Below are 21,443 nucleotides of genomic sequence, written 5' to 3'. Positions count from 1 at the left end.
AGGCGCCGCGTCGCTGTGGGCCAGCCGGGCGATGGTGGGCGCCTCGCGGCGGTGTCGTACCGGCCATGAGCCCGGCACCTGACAGGATGCGGCGCCATGCGACTAGTACGACAAAAGGGAAAATGTCGGGCAAAGATCGTCGGTGGCGCCCTCGGTCTCGTGGCCGCCCTCCTCGCCTCCGGCTGCGCGGCCGAGGACGGCGGGGCGGGGAGCCCCGGCGCGCAGGCCGCCAAGAAGGGCCCCGCCGGCGCCCTCGCCGACTACTCCGAGCAGCTCCGGCACACCGAGGCCGCCCGGCTCGCGGCCGTCAAGAAGTGGGGGCTCGCCAAGCCGCCCCTGCTCGCGCCCCCGGTGCCCGCGGTCAAACCGAAGATCACCAATCGCGCCGGATTCGAGACGGACGGCGGTGACTCGCTGCCGCCCGTCTTCACCACCGTCCCCACCAAGGACAAGATCGTCTTCCTGACGATCGACGACGGCGCCGAGAAGGACCCCACCTTCCTGAAGATGATGCAGGAACTCCGCATCCCCTACAGCGCGTTCCTCAGCGACTACCTGGTCAAGAACGACCACGAGTACTTCAGGAAGATGCAGGGCCTCGGGGTCACGCTCAACAACCACACCCTCAACCACCGCTATCTGCCCGGGCTCTCCTACGAGGAGCAGCGGCACGAGATCTGCGACCAGCAGGACAAGATCGGCCAGTGGGCGGGCAAGCGGCCCCGGCTGTTCCGGCCGCCGTACGGGAACTACAACGAGGACACCCTCAAGGCCGCCCAGTCCTGCGGCATCAAGGCCGCGCCGCTGTGGGCGGAGGAGGCCTTCACCGACCACATGGAGTGGCGCGAGTGGGACCGCGACCTGCACCCCGGCGACATCATCCTCAGCCACTTCCGGGGACGCGAGGACTGGAACGGAACCATGCCCGACATGGTCCGCCAGGTGATGAAGGTGATCACCGACAAGGGGTACGCCGTGGCCCGTCTGGAGGACTACGTGTGACCGGGGCCGGGGAGCCGAGGTGAGGCGCGCGCACCGGTTCCGGGCCGCCCTGGCCGGGCTGCTCGCCGTCGGTGCGCTGCTCGGCCCGCTCGCCGGATGTACGGAACAGGCCGCTCCGGTCGGCCCGTTCCAGCGGCTCGGACGCAAGGCCGCCCAGCGGGGCGTGCCCCGCGTGGGGCCGGACGCGCGGGCGGTCGCCGCCGCCCGGCGCTGGGGCCTCGGCGCCCCGCTGGCGCCGGCGCCGCGCCCCGCCGTCGGGCGGGGGCCGGAGCTTTCCTTCGTCGTCGACCACGTACCGATGCGGGCCAAGGTCGTCTTCCTGACCTTCGACGACGGGCCGGGGGTCGACCCCGCTTTCGTGCGGATGGTGCACGACCTTGGGGTGCCGGTCACGCTGTTCCCCAATGATGGGGGTGCCGCCGGTGCCGGTGCCGGTGCCGGTGCCGATGGCGGGGCTCTGCCCGGTCGTGACCGCTCCGACGTGTTGCGCGCGCTCGGTGCCGGGGTGCACAACCACGCCCTGCACCACCGTGACCTGCGCGCCCTTGACTACGAGGGACAGCGGGCGGAGATCTGCGGCCGCCAGGGTCGGCTCGCCGCCCGGGCCGCCGCCATCCGGCCACGGTTCTTCAGACCGCCTTACGGTGCCTACGACGCGAGCACCCTGCGGGCGGCCAAGGAGTGCGGGATCAGTGCGGTGGTGCTGGCGCGGGCCGGCATGACGCCCGAGGGTTTGCGGTATGCCGGGGGCGCCCATGGGTTGCGGGCCGGGGACATCGTGCGGGGTTCTTTGCCTGCGGCGGGTGGGGGTGGGATGCGGGGGGTGGTGCGGCTTCTGGAGGAGGTTCGGGTGCAGGGGTTTGCGGTGGGCCGGCTGGAGGACTACCTCTGACCGGGGCTTGGCCGCCCCCTTCGCCCACCCGCCCACCCGTGCAGCGGGTTGGCTGGTTCCGCCCTCCTGGGGCTCCGCCCCAGACCCCGACGCGTTTGCCCACCCACCCGCCCGTGCAGCGGGTTGAAGGGTTCAGCCCCTGGGGCCCCGCCCCAGACCCCGACGCGTTTTCCCACCCACCCGCCCGTGCAGCGGGTTGAAGGGTTCAGCCCCTGGGGCTCCGCCCCAGACCCCGACGCGTTTTCCCACCCACCTGCCCGTGCGGCGCGTTGAACGGGCTGAGCCCTGGGGCTCCGCCCCAGACCCCGCCGCGTATGCCCACCCACCCGCCCGTGCAGGGAGCTGGAGGGTTCGGCCCCTGGGGCTGCGCCCCAGACCCCTGCGGGGGCTCCGCCCCCTGCACCCCCGTTCGCGCCTGAACGGCGCTCGTCCTCAATCGCCGGACAGGCTCGGGTGCGGGCCAGCACCGGTGCTGCTGAGGGGCGCGGGGAACTGCGCGAGAAGCGACCACGGTCCGCAGGATCAAGGGGGTTCAGGGCCGCGAGGAACTGCGCGACCAAGTCCCGTCCGGGCCGGCACCAGTCCTGCCAGGGGCGCGGGGAACTGCGCGCCCAGCCACCTGCGGCCCGCAGCCGAAAACGGGTTTTCAGGGGCGCGAGGAACTGCGCGAGAAGCGAGCACGGTTCGCAGGATCGAGAGGGTTTAGGGGCGCGAGGAACTGCGCGAACGGCCGGGGGGCAGCCCGGTGTCAGGGGCAGGGTCGGCGCAGGGGGCGTTGGCGGGGATGGGCCGACGTGGTGGCCCGGCGCGCCCCGGTCCGTCCTAGGTGGCCAGAACGCGCACCCCGCACCGGCGCAGACACCCCCCCCGTTATGTTTTTCGCGGTCCTGCAATGGGGCTGCTGGCCTCCGGGTCCGGTATGACTGTGTCCCCTCTGTCGAACGGATGACCTGGGGGGTGGTGTCGCCGGGCCTGGTAGGTGCCGCCGGAGACGCTGATGAGAGACCCGGCCACCGCCCGGTCCGGCGCAATGCCGGGCAGAGACGTGGGCGGCAGGTCTACATAACGTGGATGCGCGAGCACGGTGCCATTGCCGAGGCCGGCACGGTCAATCACCTGGGAAGGTTGCGATGTTAGACACCGAAGGCGTGGGCGTCTTCCTCGGGATGGACGTCGGCAAGACCGCCCACCACGGCCACGGGCTCACCCCGGCCGGGAAGAAGGTCTTCGACAAGCCGATGCCCAACAGCGAACCGAAACTGCGGGCCGTCTTCGACAAGCTCAAGGCCAAGTTCGGCACCGTCCTAGTGATCGTGGACCAGCCCGCCTCTATCGGCGCCCTGCCTCTGACCGTCGCCCGCGACGCGGGCTGCGAGGTCGCCTACCTGCCCGGACTCGCGATGCGGCGGATCGCCGACCTCTATCCAGGCGAGGCGAAGACCGACGCGAAGGACGCGGCGGTGATCGCGGACGCGGCCCGGACGATGCCTCACACTTTGCGTTCGCTGGAGCTGACCGACGAGATCACCGCCGAGCTCACGGTGCTGACCGGCTTCGACCAGGACCTCGCGGCCGAGGCCACCCGCACTTCGAACCGGATACGCGGTCTGCTGACCCAGTTCCACCCCAGCCTCGAGCGGGTCCTGGGCCCGCGGCTGGACCACCCCGCCGTCACCTGGCTCCTCGAGCGATACGGATCCCCGAACGCCCTGCGGAAAGCCGGCCGCCGCAGACTCGTCGAGGTGATCCGTCCCAAGGCCCCCCGCATGGCGGCCCGGCTGGTCGACGACGTCTTCGACGCCCTCGACGAACAGACCGTCGTGGTCCCGGGAACCGGCACCCTCGACGTGGTCATCCCGTCGCTGGCCCGCTCGCTCGCGGCGGTTCACGACCAGCGCCGGGCACTGGAAGCCCAGATCAGCACCCTTCTGGAGGCTCACCCTCTTCACCCGGTCCTGACCTCGATGCCCGGAGTCGGAGTCAGGACCGCCGCCGTCATCCTGGTCACCGTCGGCGACGGCACCGGTTTCCCCAGTGCCGCCCACCTCGCCTCCTACGCCGGCCTCGCTCCCACGACCAAGTCGTCAGGGACCTCGATCCACGGCGAACACGCACCACGAGGCGGAAACCGGCAGCTCAAACGCGCGATGTTCCTCTCCGCCTTCGCCTGCATGAACGCCGACCCGGCCTCCCGCGGCTACTACGACCGGCAAAGAGCCCGCGGCAAAACCCACACCCAAGCGCTCCTCCGCCTCGCCCGCCAACGCATCAGCGTCCTCTTCGCCATGCTCCGCGACGGAACCTTCTACGAATCCCGGACCCCCAGCGTCACTCTCGCCGCATGACCGCCCCAAACAGCCCCAAACCCGGCGCCACATCCTTGACGAAGGACATAGAGACACCCCCCCGCGCCCCCGCGAGGCCCGCCGCGACGGTGGCAGATTGGCACTCCGCTTGACCGAGTGCTAATCGCCGTCCTAGTCTCGCTTCTGGCACTCCCCACCGGAGAGTGCCAAGTAGCGACGGGCAGGTCCGGCACCCGCGACGACGGATCCACCTGGTCGCCACCCCAGACAGTTAACCCCGTGAGATCTCCGAAGGGGGAGACCGGATCGTGACGACCACCAGCTCCAAGGTTGCCATCAAGCCGCTCGAGGACCGCATTGTGGTCCAGCCGCTCGACGCCGAGCAGACCACGGCCTCCGGCCTGGTCATTCCGGACACCGCCAAGGAGAAGCCCCAGGAGGGCGTCGTCCTGGCCGTGGGCCCGGGCCGCTTCGAGAACGGCGAGCGTCTGCCGCTCGACGTCAGCACCGGCGACATCGTGCTGTACAGCAAGTACGGCGGCACCGAGGTGAAGTACAACGGCGAGGAGTACCTCGTCCTCTCGGCCCGCGACGTGCTCGCGGTCATCGAGAAGTAATTCACCGGAGTACACGAGTACTTCGACGTTCGAAGCGAATGCTTTGAAAGCTGCGCCCCTGGTCACCCCGCTGATTGCCGGGCGGCGAGGGGCGCAGTGTCATTAACCCGAGTTTTCGAGAGGGCTGAACCGCTCCCATGGCGAAGATCCTGAAGTTCGACGAGGACGCCCGTCGCGCCCTTGAGCGCGGCGTCAACAAGCTTGCCGACACCGTGAAGGTGACGATCGGCCCCAAGGGCCGCAACGTCGTCATCGACAAGAAGTTCGGCGCCCCCACCATCACCAACGACGGTGTCACCATCGCGCGCGAGGTCGAGCTCGACGACCCGTACGAGAACCTCGGTGCCCAGCTCGTCAAGGAGGTGGCGACCAAGACCAACGACATCGCGGGTGACGGCACCACCACCGCGACCGTCCTGGCCCAGGCGCTGGTCCGCGAGGGTCTGCGCAACGTCGCCGCCGGCGCCTCCCCGGCCGCCCTGAAGAAGGGCATCGACGCCGCGGTCAAGGCCGTCTCCGACGAGCTTCTCGCGACCGCCCGTCCGATCGAGGACAAGACCGACATCGCCGCCGTCGCCGCGCTGTCCGCCCAGGACAAGCAGATCGGCGAGCTCATCGCCGAGGCCATGGACAAGGTCGGCAAGGACGGTGTCATCACCGTCGAGGAGTCCAACACCTTCGGTGTGGAGCTGGAGTTCACCGAGGGCATGGCCTTCGACAAGGGCTACCTCTCGCACTACATGGTCACCGACCAGGAGCGTATGGAGGCCGTCCTCGACGACCCGTACATCCTGATCAACCAGGGCAAGATCTCCTCCATCCAGGACCTGCTGCCGCTCCTGGAGAAGGTCATCCAGGCCGGCGCCTCCAAGCCGCTCCTGATCATCGCCGAGGACGTCGAGGGCGAGGCGCTCTCCACCCTGGTCGTCAACAAGATCCGCGGCACGTTCAACGCCGTGGCCGTCAAGGCCCCGGGCTTCGGCGACCGCCGCAAGGCCATGCTCCAGGACATCGCCACCCTCACCGGTGCGACCGTCATCGCCGAAGAGGTCGGCCTCAAGCTCGACCAGGCCGGTCTCGAGGTGCTCGGCACCGCGCGCCGCGTCACCATCACCAAGGACGACACCACGATCGTCGACGGTGGCGGCAACAAGGCCGACGTCGAGGGCCGCGTCGCCCAGATCAAGGCCGAGATCGAGTCCACGGACTCCGACTGGGACCGCGAGAAGCTCCAGGAGCGCCTCGCGAAGCTGGCCGGCGGCGTGTGCGTGATCAAGGTCGGCGCCGCCACCGAGGTCGAGCTCAAGGAGCGCAAGCACCGTCTGGAGGACGCCATCTCCGCGACCCGCGCCGCGGTCGAGGAGGGCATCGTCTCCGGTGGTGGCTCCGCCCTGGTGCACGCCGCCAAGGTCCTGGACGGCAACCTCGACAAGACCGGCGACGAGGCGACCGGTGTCGCGGTCGTCCGCCGCGCCGTCGTCGAGCCGCTGCGCTGGATCGCCGAGAACGCCGGCCTGGAGGGCTACGTCATCACCGCCAAGGTGAGCGAGCTCGACAAGGGCTTCGGCTTCAACGCCGCCACCGGCGAGTACGGCGACCTGGTCAAGGCCGGCGTCATCGACCCGGTCAAGGTCACCCGCTCCGCCCTGGAGAACGCCGCCTCCATCGCCTCCCTGCTGCTCACGACCGAGACCCTGGTCGTCGAGAAGCCGGCCGAGGAGGAGGCCGAGGCCGGTCACGGCCACGGTCACGGCCACTCCCACTGACGCGTCAAGTCAGCGGTAGCACCCGGTAGTCGAGGCCCGGCATCCCCTTCGGGGGGTGCCGGGCCTTCCGCGTTGGCGCACGGGTACGGGTACGGGTGGTGCGGGTACGGGGCATGGCGCCGGCCGGCCCGCAGACGGCGCCGAGGGTGCGTAACAGCCGTGCGTCACGGCCCGTCTACGCCGACCGGCCCAACGACAGCGGATGCACCGGATCCGCGAACGGCACCCCCGACACGAACCGCTCCACCTCGTCCAGTGCCTGATCCGCCATCCGGTACAGCTCGTTGCCGAGCGAACCCGCGATGTGGGGGGTCAGCAGGACGTTCGGGAGGGCGTACAACGGGCTGTCGGGGGGCGGCAGTTCGGGGTCCGTCACGTCCAGGACCGCGTGCAGGCGGCCCGAGAGGAGCTCGGCGAGGAGCGCGGGCTCGTCCACGAGGGAGCCGCGTGCGGTGTTGACCAGCGTGGCGCCCGTCGGCATCAGGGCCAGTTCGGGCGCGCCGATCATGTGCTGGGTCTCGGGCAGTTGGGGCGCGTGGACGGAGACGATGCTGCTGCGGGCGCACAGCTCGTCGAGGCTCACCGGTTCAACGCCCAGCGCCACCGCTTCGGTTCCGCTGACATACGGGTCGTACAGCAGGACTTCGAAGTCGAAGGGGCGCAGCAGCTCGATCACGCGCCGGCCGATGCGGGACGCGCCGACCAGGCCGACGGTGCGCCGGTAGTTGCCGGTGCGGTCGCTCTCGCCGAGCCACTCGGGCGCGGTACGCAGCTCCGCGTAGCGCTGGGCCGAGCGCAGCACGTCCTTGCCCGCGAACAGGATCGCGGCCAGCGTGTACTCGGCGACGGGCAGCGCGTTGGCCGCGGCCGCCGAGGTCACCGCGATGCCGCGTTGCCAACAGGCGTCGGTGACATGGTGCTTGACGGAGCCCGCCGCGTGGACGACCGCGCGCAGTCGGGGGGCGGCGTCCAGGACGTCCTTGGTGAGCGGGGGAGCGCCCCAGCAGGTGAGCAGGATCTGGGCGTCGGCCAGGGCCTCGGCGACCGGACCGGTGGGCGCCGCGAGGTCATGGGCGACGAGGTGCGGGTCGGTGCGGGTGAGGGCGGTGAGGCGGGTGCGGTGGCGCTCGGTGAGGAGGCGGTCCGCGATGCCGGGACCCATCGCGAGCAGCAGAGCGGGCCGATTGTCAGTGGTGTGGTGCATGGTGGGACTCGGGCTCCTCACGAGGCGCTGGCCAGGGGTAACCGGATGTCAGGGCCGCTCATTTGACGCTGCCGGCGGCGAGCCCGGCCCGCCAGTGCCGCTGGAGGGAGACGAAGGCGACGATCAGGGGGATGACGGCGAGGAGGGAGCCGGTGACGACGAGAGGGTAGTAGCTCGGCTCGGCATGGGTGTTGCTGTTCCAGGCGTACAGACCGAGGCTCAGCGGGAAGAGCTTCTGGTCGCTGAGCATGACCAGGGGGAGGAAGAAGTTGTTCCAGATCGCGGTGAACTGGAAGAGGAACACCGTCACGAAGCCCGGCATCATCAAGCGCAGACCGATCGACCAGAAGGTGCGCAGCTCGCCCGCGCCGTCGATACGGGCGGCCTCCAAGGCCTCGTCGGGGATGTAGCTCGCGCTGAACACCCGGGACAGATACACCCCGAACGGGTTGACCAGAACGGGTATCAGGACCGACCAGTACGTGTTGACCAGGCCCACCTCGCTCGCCAGGAGATACATCGGCAGGGCGAGCGCCGTCGTCGGCACCAGCACGCCGAGCAGCACCACCCCGAACAGCTTCTCCTTGCCGTGGAAGGCGTACTTGTCGAAGGCGTACCCCGCCGCGACGCTGACCAGCGCGCACACGGCCGCGCCACCGCCCGCGTACAGCAGGGAGTTGAGGTACCAGCGGAAGTAGACGCCGTCGCCGTACGAGGCGAGCTGCGTCAGGTTGTGGCGCAGGTCGAAGCCCTTGAAGGAGAAGGCGTCGCCGGAGAGCAGGCCGCCGGTGTCCTTGGTGGCGGCCGTGACCAGCCACACCAGGGGGAAGAGGGTGTACAGGACGGACAGCAGGAGCGCGCCGTTGACCGCGCTCCTGGACAGCCAGCGGCGCGACGGCCGCCGAGGTCCGGCGGCGGTGAAGGAGGTCATGCCGTGGCCCCCTTCCGGTGGGTGAGACGGGTGACGACGAAGGAGAGCAGGGCCGCGGCCAGGGCGAGGAGCACGGCGGAGGCGGCGGCGAGACCGTAGTCGCCCCGGCTGAACGCCGCGGTGTAGGCGTACATGTTGGGCGTCCAGGTGGAGGTGACCGTGGAACTGCCGCCCTGGTTGAGGATCAGTGGCTCGGTGAAGAGCTGGAGCGAGCCGATGACGGTGAACAGCGCCACCATCGTCAACGAGGCGCGGATCAGCGGGAGTTTGATGCCGAACGCGAGCCGCCACTCGCCCGCGCCGTCCATGGTGGCCGCCTCCAGGACCGAGCGGTCGATGGCCTGGAGCGCCGCGTAGAAGATCACCATGTTGTAGCCGAGCCATTCCCACAGTGCGATGTTCACGACGGAAGGGAGCGTGCCGCCGGAGGAGAAGAAGTCGAAGCCGATGCCGCCCGAGTCCATGGCCTTCACGACCGGGCTGAGGCCCGGCGTGTAGAGGTAGACCCAGACCAGCGCGGCGATGATGCCGGGCACCGCGTGCGGCAGGAACAGGGCGAGCTGGAAGAAGCGGCGTGCGCGGGCCAGCGCCGAGTCGAGCAGCAGCGCGAGCGCGAGGGCGCCGCCGACCATCAGCGGGATGTAGACCACGCAGTAGCCGGCGAGCACCCAGAAGCCCTCACGAAAGGCCTGGTCACCCAGGGCCGCCGTGTAGTTGTCGAGCCCGCTGAACACGGACCGGGCGCCCCCGAAGCCAAGACCCGACTGCTTCTCGGTGAACAGGCTCAGCCAGAGCGCGTACCCGATCGGCACCACCGTCACGGCGGTGAACAGGACGAAGAACGGGGCGAGCAGCACCCCCGCGGCGGCGGAGGTGCGCCCCCGCGCCCCGCGGGGCGGCCGGCGACGCCCCGGCCCGGGGAGCGTGCCGAGGGGCGGCGCGGGTGTGGATGCGGGGGTGGGTGTGGGTGCTTCGACGCTCGTACCTGCGGCGCGTATCCCTGCCGTGTCGTCGGACCCCGGCGCGCCGGTGGTGGCCGGGGTGTGGGGGGCCTTCGGGTCCGGGGGTGGTACCGGGGCGGCCCCGCCCTGCGCCGCGGGCCCCTCGGCGCGCCCCTTCGTCCTCATGCGGTCAGCCCTCGACCTTCAGGCCGCGCTTCTTCAGCTCGGTCACGGTGGCGTCATGGGCGGCCCTGATCGCGTCCGTGATCTTCACGGTGCCGCCGGCCACCTTGCCGAGCTGGTCCTTCAGCGCGGTGTTGGTGGTGCCCATGCTCGGGCCCCAGCCCCAGTTGGCGTTGATCGAGCTGCCGGCGGCGTCGAAGAGCTGGTAGATGTCCTGGCCGGTGTAGAAGCTCGCGTCGAAGGCCTTCTTGGCGGCCGGGCGCAACGCGATGTCGGCCGGGAAGGCGCTCGACGTACCGGACTTGATGCGCGCGCCCACGCCGTCCTCGGTGGTCGACATCCACCGGGCGAACTCCAGGGCCGCCGCGGTCTTGGTGCTGCCCTTGGTCACCGCCCAGGTGGAGCCGCCGAGCATGCCGCTGGCGGGCTTGCCGTCCCAGGTGGGGATCGGGGCCACCGCCCACTTGCCGCTCTGGTCGGGCACGGTGCCCTTGAGGACGCCCGCGGCCCAGGAGGCGCCGAGGTAGCCGACGGTGGAGCCGTCCTTGAGGGAGGCCGTCCACTCGGGGCTGAAGGAGACCGCGTTCTGCACCAGCTTGTCGTCGATCAGGCCCTGCCAGTAGTCGGCGACCTTGTTGGTGGCGGCGTCGGCCGTGTTGAGCTTCCAGGTGTCGCCGTCGGCCTTGAACCACTGGGCGCCGGCCTGCCAGGCCATCGCCTCGAAGGTGGTGGGGTCGTCGGGGAAGAACGTGCCGATGCGCGCCTTGGGGTCGGCGGCCTTCGCCTTCTGCGCCGCAGCCTTGAACTCGGCCCAGGTCCTGGGGACTTCGATGTGGTTCTTCTCGAAGAAGTCCTTGCGGTAGTAGTACGCCTGGGGCGCCGCGTCGAAGGGGATCGCCCAGTTCTTGCCGCCGAGCGTGGTCTGCTGGATCGACTGCGGCAGGAACTGCTTCTTCACGTCGTCGGTGACGTACTCGCTGATGTCCTGGAACGAGCCCTGGCTGACGAACTCCGGGAGCATCGGGTACTCGACGGTGACGAGGTCCGGGGCGTTGCCGGCCTTCACCGCGTTGGAGATCTTGGCGTAGCCGCCGGCGTTGCCGGAGGGGATCTCCTCGAACTTCACCTGGATGTTCTTGTGGGAGGCGTTGAAGGCGTCCACCACGTCCTTGGAGCCCTTCTGCCACGCCCAGAAGGTGAGGGTGACGGGCTTGTCGGCGGTGCCCTTGCCCGCGTCGCTCGTCTTGTCGCCCCCGCCGCCGCACGCCGAGAGCACGGCGAGCGCGGTGGATGCGGCGACGAGGGCGGAGGTCGATCTGGTCCAACTGCGGCTCACGGAACGGCTCCTGAACGTGAGGGGACGAGGCGATGGCCGCGATCCTTGGCCCAGTTCTGACCGAAGTCAAGAGCGAAAGTTCGATTGATCGAAAAAAGATCAGAGAGCGAGTGAACGCTCGCACCTCAGGATTGAACGCTCACCGGGTCCTGGAGCGTGTCGGCCGGTGCCCCGCAGGAGGCCCGCACCCGCAGCCTCGGCAGCAGGTCGACATGGCGGCGCGGCGACTCCTCGCCCCCCGCCGGGCCCGACCCGGACGCGCCACGCAACCGCTCGATCAGGAGCTCCGCCGCGTACCGCCCCACCTCGTGCTTGGGCGGGGCCACCGCGGTGAGCGGGATGTCCGCGAGCGCCGCCACCTCGTCGTCGTACGCCACCAGCGCCAGGTCCTCGGGCACCCGCACGCCCAGCTCGGCCAGGCGCTGCACGATCCGGATGGCGTCCACGTCGTTGTGCACCAGCGCCGCGGTGGCCTGCCCCGCCGCGACCGCGCGGCGCAGCGCCCGCACCGCCCGCTCGAACCCCTCGGGGTCCGCCTCCGCCGACACCGAACCGATGGGCGCCACCGGCGCGGTGAGGCCGAGCGCGTCGAGCGCGTGGCGGTATCCGGCGCGCACCGCGATCGCGGTGGGGCTGTCCGCGCGGGCCACGAGCAGGGGGGTGGCGTGGCCGAGCCCGAGCAGGTGGCGCACCGCGATGAGCACGCCGTGGCTGTGGTCGGAGCAGACCCGGTCCAGGTCGTCCAGCTCCCGGCCGGGCACGCCGCGCCGCTCCAGGAGGACGGTGGGCACCGGGAGGCCGGCGATCCAGGCGCCGTGCTCGACCGGGTCGTCCGGCTCCTTCCAGCCCGGCGCGATCAGAAGGCCCTCGGCCCCGGCCGCGAGCAGCCCGGCCGCCCGGCCCGCGTCCTCCTGCGGCCGGTAGTCCGAGATCCGCAGGATCAGCCGGGCCCCGGCCGCCGCGGCCGCCTCGTGCGCACCCCGGATGACCTCGGCGAAGTAGTACGTGGCATGGGGCGCCAGCATGCCGATGACGAGCTCGCGTGCCCCCGCGCCCCGGGCCTGGGCCGTCTGCGCGGCGCCCTCCCCGGCGCCGGGCCAGGACACCGAACCGTGCACCCGGTCCAGACGGCCCTCGTTGGCCAGGAACTCCACGTCCCGCCGCACGGTCACCGGCGAGACCCCCAGCTGGCCCGCGAGTTCGGAGACCCGCGCCGACCCCCGCCCGCGCACCAGCTCCAGCAGTCGGTCATGACGTTCAGCAGCACTTTCCCGCACGGTGGCATCCCTTCGCGATGTGGTGGCCCGGCTGGGCCCCGACCCTAATGCAACGTGATCGAACGGCAGCCGTTTCGATCATTCGGTCAGATCCATTGACGTTCGATCAAAGCGAGTTCTAAGTTCCCAGAGATTCGCGGAGCGCCCCACCGCCGGGTGGCGCCGCCCCGCCGCCCTCCGAGGGAGCGTTCGCGTCATGCCCATCGCGTCCGAGAACCGTGAGCTCAGCCCGTACACCGGCTGGACCCGCGCGCACTGGGAGCGGTCGGCGGACCAACTCCTGCTGGCCGTACGGCCCTACGCCTCGCCCCGGCGCGGGCTCATCAATCTGCCCGGGGAGCGCCCCAGTTGGTCGGGCCCCCGGTCGGACGGCCTCGAAGGTTACGCCCGCACCTGGCTGCTGGCCGCCCTTCGCGTGGCCGGCGCCCGGGGCGAGGATCCCCACGGCCATCTCGACCGCTACGCCGAGGGCCTGACCGCGGGCACCCAACACCCCGTGCGCACCGGCGAGTTGGACCCGACCTCTCCCGATGCCTGGCCCCTCACCACCCACGTACGGCAGGCGGTCGTCGAATCCGCCTCCGTCGCGCTCGGGCTGCGCCTCACCCGCCCCTGGCTGTGGGACAGGCTCGACGACCGCACCCGCCAGCGCACCGTGGACTGGCTGCTGCCCGCCCTCGGCCCGTCCCCGGTCGACAACAACTGGTGGCTGTTCGGCCTCACCGTCGCCGGATTCCTCCAGGACGCCGGCATCGAGACCGACCGCGCCGCGGCCACCATCGAACGCGCCCTGGCGCGCGTCGACCAGTGGTACCTCGGCGACGGCTGGTACAGCGACGGCCCCCACCGCTCCTTCGACCACTACAACGGCTGGGCCCTGCACTTCTATCCCGTACTCCACGCCCATCTGGGTGAAAACAAGGAACTCCTGGACCGCTACGGCCCCCGGCTGCGCGCCCAACTCGACGCCCACACCCGGATGTTCGGCGCCGACGGCGCGCCCCTGCCCTACGGCCGCTCGCTCACCTACCGCTTCGCCGCCGCGGCCGCGCCCTGGCTCGGCGCGCTCACCGGCCACACCCCGCTCACCCCCGGCGCCACCCGCCGCCTGGCCTCGGGCACCCTGAAGTACTTCCTGGACCGCCCGCCCGGCCGGGGCGCGACCGACGCCGCCGGGCTGCTCACCCTGGGCTGGCACGGCCCGTACCCGCCGGTGATCCAGCCCTACTCGGGCCCCGCCTCCCCGTACTGGGCGGCCAAGGGGTACCTCGGGCTGCTCCTGCCGCCCGAGCACCCCGTCTGGACGGCCGTCGAGGAGCCGCTGCCCGCCGAGACCGAGGACGCCACCGTGACCCTCGGCCCGCCGGGCCTGCTGATCCAGTCGACCGCCGACGACGGCCTGGTCCGGCTGCACAACCACGGCACCAACAACCACGTGAACGGCGGCGCCGACGAGGACCCCTGCTACGCGCGCTTCGCCTACTCGACCGCCACCGGGCCGACCTCGCGGGATGTGCCCGACAACCACTTCGGCCTGGTGGCGCGGGGCGAGTCCACCACGCGCGGCCCCGCGGCCCCGCTGGGCGCCGGCCCCGGCTGGGCGGCGTCCGTGTCCGAGCCGCGACCGGGCCCGCCGGGCGTGCGGATCGTGTCAGTCACCCTCGCGCACGGCCGCGCCGAGCTCCGCGCCCATCTGGTCATCGGGGCCGCCCCCGGCACCCCGGTCCGTCAGACCGGCTGGGCCACCACCCCCGGCCGCACCGGCCAGCTGCACCCCGTGCACGGCTATACGGGCGAGGTACGCCAACTGTCCGCAGGATCAACCCTGTTCGGAGCCGACTCCGAGGTGGCGGCGCTCGACGGCACGACCGGCACCACGCCGTCCCTCTTCGTCGCGCTGGTCTCCCTCACCGCACAGCCGGACCCCCACCCGGTCCACGCCCTCGCCGACATCCGGATCAGCGGCCACACCGTACGGGTCACCTGGCGGAACGAAACCGCCTGCCGCCAGGTGCTGGTGCTCGACCTGACCGACCCGACCGCCCCGACCGTCCTCGTGGAGGACGAGTGAGGGCGCGCCGGACCGGCCCACGCGTGGCCACGCCGCCCACGCGCGCCACGCCGCCCACGCGGCGCCACGCCGCCCACGCGGCGCCACGCCGCCCACGCGGCGCCACGCCGCCCACGCGGCGCCACGCCGCCCACGCGCGCCACGCCGCCCACGCGCGCCACGCCGCCCACGCGCGCCACGCCGCCCACGCGGCGCCACGCCGCCCACGCGGCGCCACGCCGCCCACGCGGCGCCACGCCGCCCACGCGGCGCCACGCCGCCCACGCGGCGCCACGCCGCCCACGCGGCGCCACGCCGCCCACGCGGCGCCACGCCGCCTACGCGCGCCCGGCCCCCAACCGGCTTACTGAGGGCCGTACTTGCGGCCCGTCTTGGAGGTCAGGCCGCCGAGCAGACCGCGCGGCGCCAGCTTGACCGCGCCCATCAGCGCCTTGTAGCGCGGGTCGGGGATGGAGAGCGACTTCCCGCGCGCCAGGTCGGTCAGGGCGGCCGCCACCAGCTTGTCGGCGTCCAGCCACATCCAGCCGGGGATGTTGTCGGTGCCCATGCCGGCCCGCTCGTGGAACTCCGTCCGTACGAAGCCGGGGCACAGCGCCATCATCCGCACCCCGGACCCGGCGAGGTCCCGGGCCGCGCCCTGCGTGAACTGCACGACCCACGCCTTGGACGCGCCGTAGGTGCCGCGCGGCACGAAGGCCGCGACCGAGGCCACGTTGACGACGCCCCCGCGCCCGCGCCCGCGCATCGAGGCGGTCGCCGCGGACGTCAGCCGCAGGACCGCCTCGATGTGCACCTTCACCATGGTCAGCTCGTCCGCCATGGGCACTTCGAGGTAGCGGCCCTTGTTGGCGAACCCGGCGTTGTTGACCAGCAGGTCCACCGGGCGCCGGGGCTGGGAGAGCCGGGCCTCGACCGCGGTGATCCCGTCCTCGGTGGACAGGTCGGCGGTCAGCACCTCGGCCTCGATGCCGTGCCGGTCGTGGAGCTCGGTGGCCTGCGCGCTGAGCCGCTCACCGTCCCGGGCCACCAGCACCAGATCGTGTCCATCGGCCGCCAGGCGCCGCGCGAACGCCGCGCCGATGCCCGCCGTCGCTCCCGTAATCAGTGCAGTCGTCATAGGCGCACGGTAGTGCCCCCGCCGACCGCCCGACGACCGCCCCCGCCCCGCCGCCGAATCGGCGCGGAACCGGCGCGGAACCGGCGCGGAACCGGTGGTGACCGCCATGAACTGCCCCAAGAGCGGCCGTTCTTCCCGCACCTCACGGGCGGCGCGGTGCCTATGAGCTCTGCTTCGCCAGATAGGTGTGGGCGGCGTCGCGCGCCCGGGGGTCCAGGGCCTCACCCGCCGCCAGGACCCGCGGCAGCAGCGCCCGTTCCGTCGTGAACGCACGGAACCAGAAGGCGACCGAAACTTCGTGATCCGGTCGTTCGATCAACGTGATCGGGTCACCCACCCGGACCTCGCCCGGTTCGATCACCCGGAAGTACGCGCCGGGAGCGGCCGCCTGTGTGAAGCGCCGGACCCATCCCTTCTGATCGAGCCAGCCCGCGAACGTCCGGCACGGAATGCGCGCGGACGCCACCTCCAGGACCAGCTCCCGGCCTATGCGCCAGCGCTCGCCGATCCGGGCGTCGTTGACGTCGATGCCGTACGTCGTGAGGTTCTCGCCGAACGATCCGTTGGGCAGCGCACGGCCGAGCTCCACCGCCCAGACGTCCAGGTCCTCGCGGGCGAAGGCGTAGACCGCCTGGTGGTCACCGCCGTGATGGCGCAGGTCGCAGACGTCGTCCCCCTCGACCCCGCTGCCGCCCACGCCCGTGGCGCCGGGTGCGAAGACCCTGACCGCGCCGCTCGCGGGGCGTTTGTCGATGCCGGTGACGCCGCCCTTCGCATCGGTGTAGTCGACGGCCTTCGCGCGGCCCACGTTCACAGACAGAATTTCCATGGCGGCACGCTAACCGAGCCAAACCCAAAGCCGCGCCGCAGTTTCTTCCGCCCGCTCCAAGATTCGCTTATGCTTACTTCATGATCGAGGCCCGTCATCTCCGCGTCCTGCGCGCCGTCGCCGCCACCGGCTCCTTCTCGGCCGCGGCCCGCGAGCTGGGCTGCACCCAGCCCGCCGTCAGCCAGCAGATGAAGGCCCTCGAATCGTCGGCCGGCACCCCGCTCCTCATCCGCACCGGCCGCGAGATGCGACTGACCCAGGCCGGTGAGGCCCTGGTGCGGCACGCCTCCGGAATCCTGGCCGGGCTCACCGCCGCCGAGGAGGAGGTCGCCGCCATCGCGGGCCTGCGGGCCGGGCGGGTGCGCCTGGTCTCCTTCCCGAGCGGCTCCTCCACCCTCGTGCCGACCGCGCTGGCCGCCCTGCGCGCGGCCCACCCCGGAACCCGGGTCTCGCTGGTCGAGGCCGAGCCGCCGCGCTCGGTGGAGATGCTGCGCGAGGGCGACTGCGACATCGCGCTGGCGTTCCGGTACGGCTCGAACGCCACGGAGTGGGACGACCTGGTGGTCCGCCCGCTCCTGGTCGACCGCCTGGTCGGCCTGGTGCCCGAGGGGCACGCGCTGGCGGAGGCGGGCACCGTCGCCATCAAGGACCTCGCGGACGAGCCCTGGATCGCGGGCTGCCCGCGCTGTCGGCGTCAGTTGGTGGAGGTCTGCGAGGAGGCCGGGTTCACCCCGCGCATCGACTTCGCGACCGACGACTACCCGGCGGTGGTCGGCCTGGTCGGCGCCGGTCTCGGCGTCGCGGTGATGCCGGAGCTCGCCATCGAGTCCGTACGCCCCAAGGGGGCCCGCACGGTGACCGTCGAGCCGGCCGTCCAGCGGGAGATCGTCGCGCTCACCCTGCCCGACCTGGCCCAGGTCCCGGCCGTCGCGGCCACCCTGGACCAGCTGGCCCGGGCCGCCGAGCGCGACTAGGCGCGGGCGGGGGCGCGGCCGACGAGCGGGGCGACGGGCGGCTGCTGAGGGTTGGAGGCTGGGCCAAACGGCGCAGGAACGTTTCTTCGCATGTGCTGCGATCCGCCGTCCCTCAGGTCGCGCCCATGCCGCCTCCGGCCGGGGCCGCGGCCGTCACCAGACGGTTGCGCGCCCTGCCCATGAGCTCCTCGCGCTCGTCCTCGGTGAGCCCGCCCCACACCCCGTAGGGCTCGCGTACCGCCAGGGCGTGGGCCGCGCACTGCGCACGCACCGGGCAGCGCATGCACACCTCTTTCGCCGAGCTCTCGCGCGCGCTCCGCGCCGCGCCGCGTTCGCCCTCCGGGTGGAAGAAGAGCGAGCTGTCGACCCCGCGGCAGGCCGCGAGGAGCTGCCAGTCCCACAGATCGGCGTTCGGTCCGGGAAGGCGGGAGAAATCTGCCATTGCTCTAGTCCCCTTGAAACCGTGCTGAGGCGGATGGGCGGCCGGTACAGGACGGGTGCGCACGGGGGCTCATCCGAAACGTACGTACCGACGAAGGTACATCTCTTGTGTAAGTAGATGTAAATATGAATCATTGGGAATCTAGCCACAGACACCAGCAAAAGGGAAGAAAAGCCGCTAAATGGGGCATAGCCCAAAAAGTTGGGTCGTCGGCTCGCGAGACTCTCCTCCGTGCACGGTTCCTCACGGAGGGTGCCGAACGTCCCCGCCGGACCCGTAACTCTTTCGAGTGACCGTCGTTGAGAGTGCGGAGGCGATTGAAACCAGAAGCGCTCGGGCAAGTGTCCGAGAGCGTCAATCGCTCAGGTGACCCATGTACCCAGCCTGGAGGCTCAAGGTGACGCGCATCAGCTGCGGAGGGCGGCCATGACATCAGTCCTCGTCTGCGACGACTCCCCTCTTGCCCGCGAGGCGCTCCGCCGCGCGGTTGCGACCGTGCCCGGCGTCGAGCGCGTGACGACGGCGGCCAACGGCGAGGAAGTCCTCCGCCGCTGGGGTGCCGACCGCTCGGACCTGATTCTGATGGACGTACGCATGCCCGGTCTGGGCGGTGTGGAGACGGTCCGTCGGCTGCTGTCCGCCGATCCGGGCGCCCGGATCATCATGCTCACGGTCGCCGAGGACCTCGACGGGGTCGCGCTCGCGGTCGCCGCCGGTGCCCGCGGCTATCTGCACAAGGACGCCTCGCGCGCCGAGCTGCGGGCGACCGTCACCCAGGCGCTCGCCGACCCGACGTGGCGGCTCGCGCCGCGCAGGCTGCGGTCGGCCGAGATGGGTGCGGCGCCGACGCTCACCGCGCGGGAGATCCAGGTGCTGGAGGGCATGAGCCACGGCCGTTCGAACGCCGAGATCGGCCGCGAGCTGTTCCTCTCCGAGGACACGGTCAAGACGCATGCCCGACGGCTCTTCAAGAAGCTCGGCGCCTCGGACCGGGCGCACGCCGTGGCGCTCGGTTTCCGCTGGGGTCTGGTGCGCTGACGGCGGGTGGGACAGCCGGTCGGAGCCCCGTCCGCCGTCGGGCGGACGGGCCCGGTCGTCCCGCGAACGGCAGCAGTAGGTGTTGCTTCCGCCGCGATGCCGCATCCTTGTAGGTGTGGAGTTCCTCGGGGACAGGTCGGTCGAGCGGGAGGGGGGTGCAGGGGATGAGTTCCGGCGCACCCGCTCATAACGCTTCGGTGCACAACTACGGACGCGGTGCCACGGAGGGGACGACGCCGGGGCACCATGGATCGATGCGCGAGGACGAGGCTACGGCCCAGGGGGTCATCGGTGCACTCGTTCACCGTGCTGTCGACGGGGACGAGCAGGCCACGCATGATCTGCTCGCGCACGTCCACCCGCTCGCGCTGCGCTACTGCCGCACCCGGCTCAGCCGGTTGCCGGGTGATGCTCGCCACTTCGTGGAGGACCTCGCCCAGGAGGTCTGCGTCGCCGTCCTGATGGCGCTGCCGCGCTACCGCGACACCGGGCGCCCCTTCGAGGCGTTCGTCTTCGCCATCGCCTCGCACAAGGTCGCCGACCTCCAGCGGGCCGCGATGCGCCACCCCGGTTCGACGGCCGTGCCCTCCGACGAGATGCCGGAGCGGCCCGACGACTCGCTCGGCCCCGAGGAGCGGGCGCTGCTCAGCAGCGACGCCGAGTGGGCCAAGAAGCTGCTGGCCAACCTTCCGGAGAACCAGCGCGAGCTCCTGGTGCTGCGGGTCGCCGTCGGCCTCACCGCCGAGGAGACCGGCCAGATGCTCGGCATGTCGCCCGGCGCGGTCCGGGTCGCCCAGCACCGCGCGCTGAGCCGGCTGCGCGCCCTCGCCGAGCAGTAGGGGCGGCCGTTCGGCGTGCCCCTAGGTGCGCGGCGAGCCCCCGAACCCCGCTCGCTCACGTGTGAACGTACAAAGAAGCACGATGATCTTGCTCGTGGAATGAGACACCCGCACAGCCCGTTAGCATGGACATCCGCACCGATCAAGGCCATTGGGGAAGGTGTCATGACTGCAAACGTCGACGGAGTGCCCGAGAAATTCGCGACGCTCGGGCTGACATACGACGACGTGCTGCTGCTGCCGGGCGCGTCCGACATGGCGCCCGATCAGATCGACACCTCCTCGTACCTGTCGAAGAACGTCAAGGTGAACGTCCCGCTGCTCTCGGCCGCCATGGACAAGGTCACCGAGGCGCGCATGGCCATCGCCATGGCCCGGCAGGGCGGCGCGGGCGTGCTGCACCGCAACCTCTCCATCGAGGACCAGGCCAACCAGGTCGACCTGGTGAAGCGCTCCGAGTCCGGCATGGTCACCGACCCGATCACGGTGCACCCGGACGCGACGCTGCGCGAGGCCGACGAGCTGTGCGCCAAGTTCCGCATCAGCGGCGTCCCGGTCACCGACGCGGCGGGCAAGCTGCTCGGCATCGTCACCAACCGCGACATGGCCTTCGAGTCGGACCGCACCCGTCAGGTCCGCGAAGTCATGACGCCGATGCCGCTGGTCACCGGCAAGGTCGGCATCTCCGGCGTGGACGCCATGGAGCTGCTGCGCCGCCACAAGATCGAGAAGCTGCCGCTCGTCGACGACGCCGGCATCCTCAAGGGCCTCATCACGGTCAAGGACTTCGTCAAGGCCGAGAAGTACCCCAACGCCGCCAAGGACAAGGACGGTCGGCTGCTCGTCGGCGCGGCCGTCGGTGTCGCGGGCGACGCCTACGAGCGCGCCCAGGCGCTGATCGCCGCCGGTGTCGACTTCATCGTCGTGGACACCGCGCACGGCCACTCCCGCCTCGTCGCCGACATGGTCGCCAAGATCAAGTCGAACTCCTCGGGCGTCGACCTCATCGGCGGCAACATCGCCACCCGCGATGGCGCGCAGGCGCTCATCGACGCGGGCGTCGACGGCATCAAGGTCGGCGTGGGCCCCGGCTCCATCTGTACCACCCGCGTCGTCGCCGGCATCGGCGTCCCGCAGGTCACCGCGATCTACGAGGCGTCCCTCGCCGCCAAGGCCGCGGGCGTCCCGGTCATCGGCGACGGCGGCCTCCAGTACTCGGGCGACATCGCCAAGGCCCTGGTCGCGGGCGCCGACACGGTGATGCTGGGCTCGCTGCTCGCCGGCTGCGAGGAGTCCCCGGGCGAGCTGCTGTTCATCAACGGCAAGCAGTTCAAGTCGTACCGCGGCATGGGCTCGCTCGGCGCCATGCAGTCGCGCGGCGAGCAACGCTCGTTCTCCAAGGACCGGTACTTCCAGGAGTCCGTCTCCACCGACGACAAGCTGATCCCCGAGGGCATCGAGGGGCAGGTGCCCTACCGCGGCCCGCTCTCCGCCGTCGTCCACCAGCTCGTCGGGGGCCTGCGCCAGTCGATGTTCTACGTCGGCGGCCGTACGGTGCCCGAGCTCCAACAGAACGGCAAGTTCGTCCGGATCACCTCGGCGGGCCTCAAGGAGAGCCACCCGCACGACATCCAGATGACCGTAGAGGCGCCGAACTACAGCAGGAAGTAGTCCGCAC

18 protein-coding genes are annotated in these 21,443 nt (G+C 71.4%); 10 read left to right on the top strand and 8 right to left on the bottom strand.

Annotated elements, in window-relative coordinates; all coding sequences use genetic code 11:
* The first annotated feature begins 96 nt into the window (after positions 1 to 96).
* The 5 genes from DWB77_RS15675 (at position 97) to groL (ending at position 6,583) form a co-directional block, all read left to right on the top strand.
* Positions 97 to 1,002: a polysaccharide deacetylase family protein gene (locus DWB77_RS15675; RefSeq protein ID WP_120721869.1), complete on the top strand. Its 906-nt coding sequence runs from the start codon at positions 97 to 99 to the stop codon at positions 1,000 to 1,002.
* Between the two features lie 19 nt (positions 1,003 to 1,021).
* Entirely contained in the window at positions 1,022 to 1,894 is an 873-nt protein-coding gene (locus tag DWB77_RS15670) for a polysaccharide deacetylase family protein (protein ID WP_246033540.1), read from the top strand.
* Between the two features lie 1,130 nt (positions 1,895 to 3,024).
* Positions 3,025 to 4,239, top strand: coding sequence for an IS110 family transposase (locus tag DWB77_RS15665; protein WP_120719316.1), 1,215 nt, complete (start codon positions 3,025 to 3,027; stop codon positions 4,237 to 4,239).
* Between the two features lie 269 nt (positions 4,240 to 4,508).
* Positions 4,509 to 4,817: a co-chaperone GroES gene (gene groES / locus DWB77_RS15660; RefSeq protein WP_120721868.1), complete on the top strand. Its 309-nt coding sequence runs from the start codon at positions 4,509 to 4,511 to the stop codon at positions 4,815 to 4,817.
* A 137-nt stretch (positions 4,818 to 4,954) separates the two neighbouring features.
* Positions 4,955 to 6,583 (top strand): chaperonin GroEL, encoded by a 1,629-nt coding sequence (groL, locus tag DWB77_RS15655; protein ID WP_120721867.1) that lies wholly within the window; start codon positions 4,955 to 4,957, stop codon positions 6,581 to 6,583.
* A gap of 175 nt (positions 6,584 to 6,758) precedes the next feature.
* Here the strand turns inward: groL and DWB77_RS15650 are convergent, their stop codons facing one another.
* The 5 genes from DWB77_RS15650 to DWB77_RS15630 form a co-directional block, all read right to left on the bottom strand.
* Positions 6,759 to 7,787, bottom strand: a complete 1,029-nt coding sequence (locus DWB77_RS15650) for a hydroxyacid dehydrogenase (RefSeq protein ID WP_120721866.1) — start codon at positions 7,785 to 7,787, stop codon at positions 6,759 to 6,761.
* A 58-nt stretch (positions 7,788 to 7,845) separates the two neighbouring features.
* Complete coding sequence (locus tag DWB77_RS15645) at positions 7,846 to 8,718, bottom strand: carbohydrate ABC transporter permease (RefSeq protein WP_120721865.1); 873 nt, start codon at positions 8,716 to 8,718, stop codon at positions 7,846 to 7,848.
* The gene (locus tag DWB77_RS15640; RefSeq protein ID WP_162952751.1) at positions 8,715 to 9,716 is read right to left on the bottom strand and encodes a carbohydrate ABC transporter permease; all 1,002 of its coding nucleotides are present in this window, start codon (positions 9,714 to 9,716) and stop codon (positions 8,715 to 8,717) included. The genes DWB77_RS15645 and DWB77_RS15640 overlap by 4 nt, the downstream gene beginning before the upstream one ends.
* Positions 9,717 to 9,849: 133 nt before the next feature.
* Complete coding sequence (locus tag DWB77_RS15635; RefSeq protein WP_120721863.1) at positions 9,850 to 11,178, bottom strand: ABC transporter substrate-binding protein; 1,329 nt, start codon at positions 11,176 to 11,178, stop codon at positions 9,850 to 9,852.
* 125 nt (positions 11,179 to 11,303) lie between these two features.
* Positions 11,304 to 12,455 (bottom strand): substrate-binding domain-containing protein, encoded by a 1,152-nt coding sequence (locus tag DWB77_RS15630; protein ID WP_120721862.1) that lies wholly within the window; start codon positions 12,453 to 12,455, stop codon positions 11,304 to 11,306.
* Positions 12,456 to 12,651: 196 nt separating this feature from the next.
* On the opposite strand from DWB77_RS15630, the gene DWB77_RS15625 reads away from it, so the two are divergent.
* The gene (locus tag DWB77_RS15625; protein ID WP_120721861.1) at positions 12,652 to 14,526 is read left to right on the top strand and encodes a DUF2264 domain-containing protein; all 1,875 of its coding nucleotides are present in this window, start codon (positions 12,652 to 12,654) and stop codon (positions 14,524 to 14,526) included.
* A 343-nt stretch (positions 14,527 to 14,869) separates the two neighbouring features.
* Here the strand turns inward: DWB77_RS15625 and DWB77_RS15620 are convergent, their stop codons facing one another.
* On the bottom strand, positions 14,870 to 15,643 hold the full coding sequence (locus DWB77_RS15620; RefSeq protein WP_120721860.1) for an SDR family NAD(P)-dependent oxidoreductase: 774 nt from the start codon (positions 15,641 to 15,643) through the stop codon (positions 14,870 to 14,872).
* A 160-nt stretch (positions 15,644 to 15,803) separates the two neighbouring features.
* On the bottom strand, positions 15,804 to 16,472 hold the full coding sequence (locus DWB77_RS15615; protein WP_120721859.1) for an MOSC domain-containing protein: 669 nt from the start codon (positions 16,470 to 16,472) through the stop codon (positions 15,804 to 15,806).
* 80 nt (positions 16,473 to 16,552) lie between these two features.
* Between DWB77_RS15615 and DWB77_RS15610 the strand changes: the two genes are divergently transcribed.
* A complete protein-coding gene (locus DWB77_RS15610) occupies positions 16,553 to 17,446 on the top strand; it encodes a LysR family transcriptional regulator (protein WP_120721858.1) in 894 nt (297 codons plus the stop codon).
* A gap of 112 nt (positions 17,447 to 17,558) precedes the next feature.
* On the opposite strand, the gene DWB77_RS15605 is transcribed toward DWB77_RS15610, so the two are convergent.
* The gene (locus tag DWB77_RS15605; RefSeq protein WP_120721857.1) at positions 17,559 to 17,888 is read right to left on the bottom strand and encodes a WhiB family transcriptional regulator; all 330 of its coding nucleotides are present in this window, start codon (positions 17,886 to 17,888) and stop codon (positions 17,559 to 17,561) included.
* Between the two features lie 426 nt (positions 17,889 to 18,314).
* On the opposite strand from DWB77_RS15605, the gene DWB77_RS15600 reads away from it, so the two are divergent.
* The 3 genes from DWB77_RS15600 (at position 18,315) to guaB (ending at position 21,436) form a co-directional block, all read left to right on the top strand.
* Positions 18,315 to 18,926: a response regulator transcription factor gene (locus tag DWB77_RS15600; protein ID WP_003948568.1), complete on the top strand. Its 612-nt coding sequence runs from the start codon at positions 18,315 to 18,317 to the stop codon at positions 18,924 to 18,926.
* A gap of 254 nt (positions 18,927 to 19,180) precedes the next feature.
* The gene (locus DWB77_RS15595; RefSeq protein WP_120721856.1) at positions 19,181 to 19,765 is read left to right on the top strand and encodes a sigma-70 family RNA polymerase sigma factor; all 585 of its coding nucleotides are present in this window, start codon (positions 19,181 to 19,183) and stop codon (positions 19,763 to 19,765) included.
* A gap of 165 nt (positions 19,766 to 19,930) precedes the next feature.
* A complete protein-coding gene (gene guaB, locus DWB77_RS15590) occupies positions 19,931 to 21,436 on the top strand; it encodes an IMP dehydrogenase (protein ID WP_120721855.1) in 1,506 nt (501 codons plus the stop codon).
* Positions 21,437 to 21,443 lie beyond the last annotated feature (7 nt).

Source organism: Streptomyces hundungensis (assembly GCF_003627815.1).
GTDB lineage: Bacteria > Actinomycetota > Actinomycetes > Streptomycetales > Streptomycetaceae > Streptomyces > Streptomyces hundungensis_A.
Note: the sequence above shows the minus strand (reverse complement) of the source record. Positions and strands in the feature narration are given on the sequence as shown.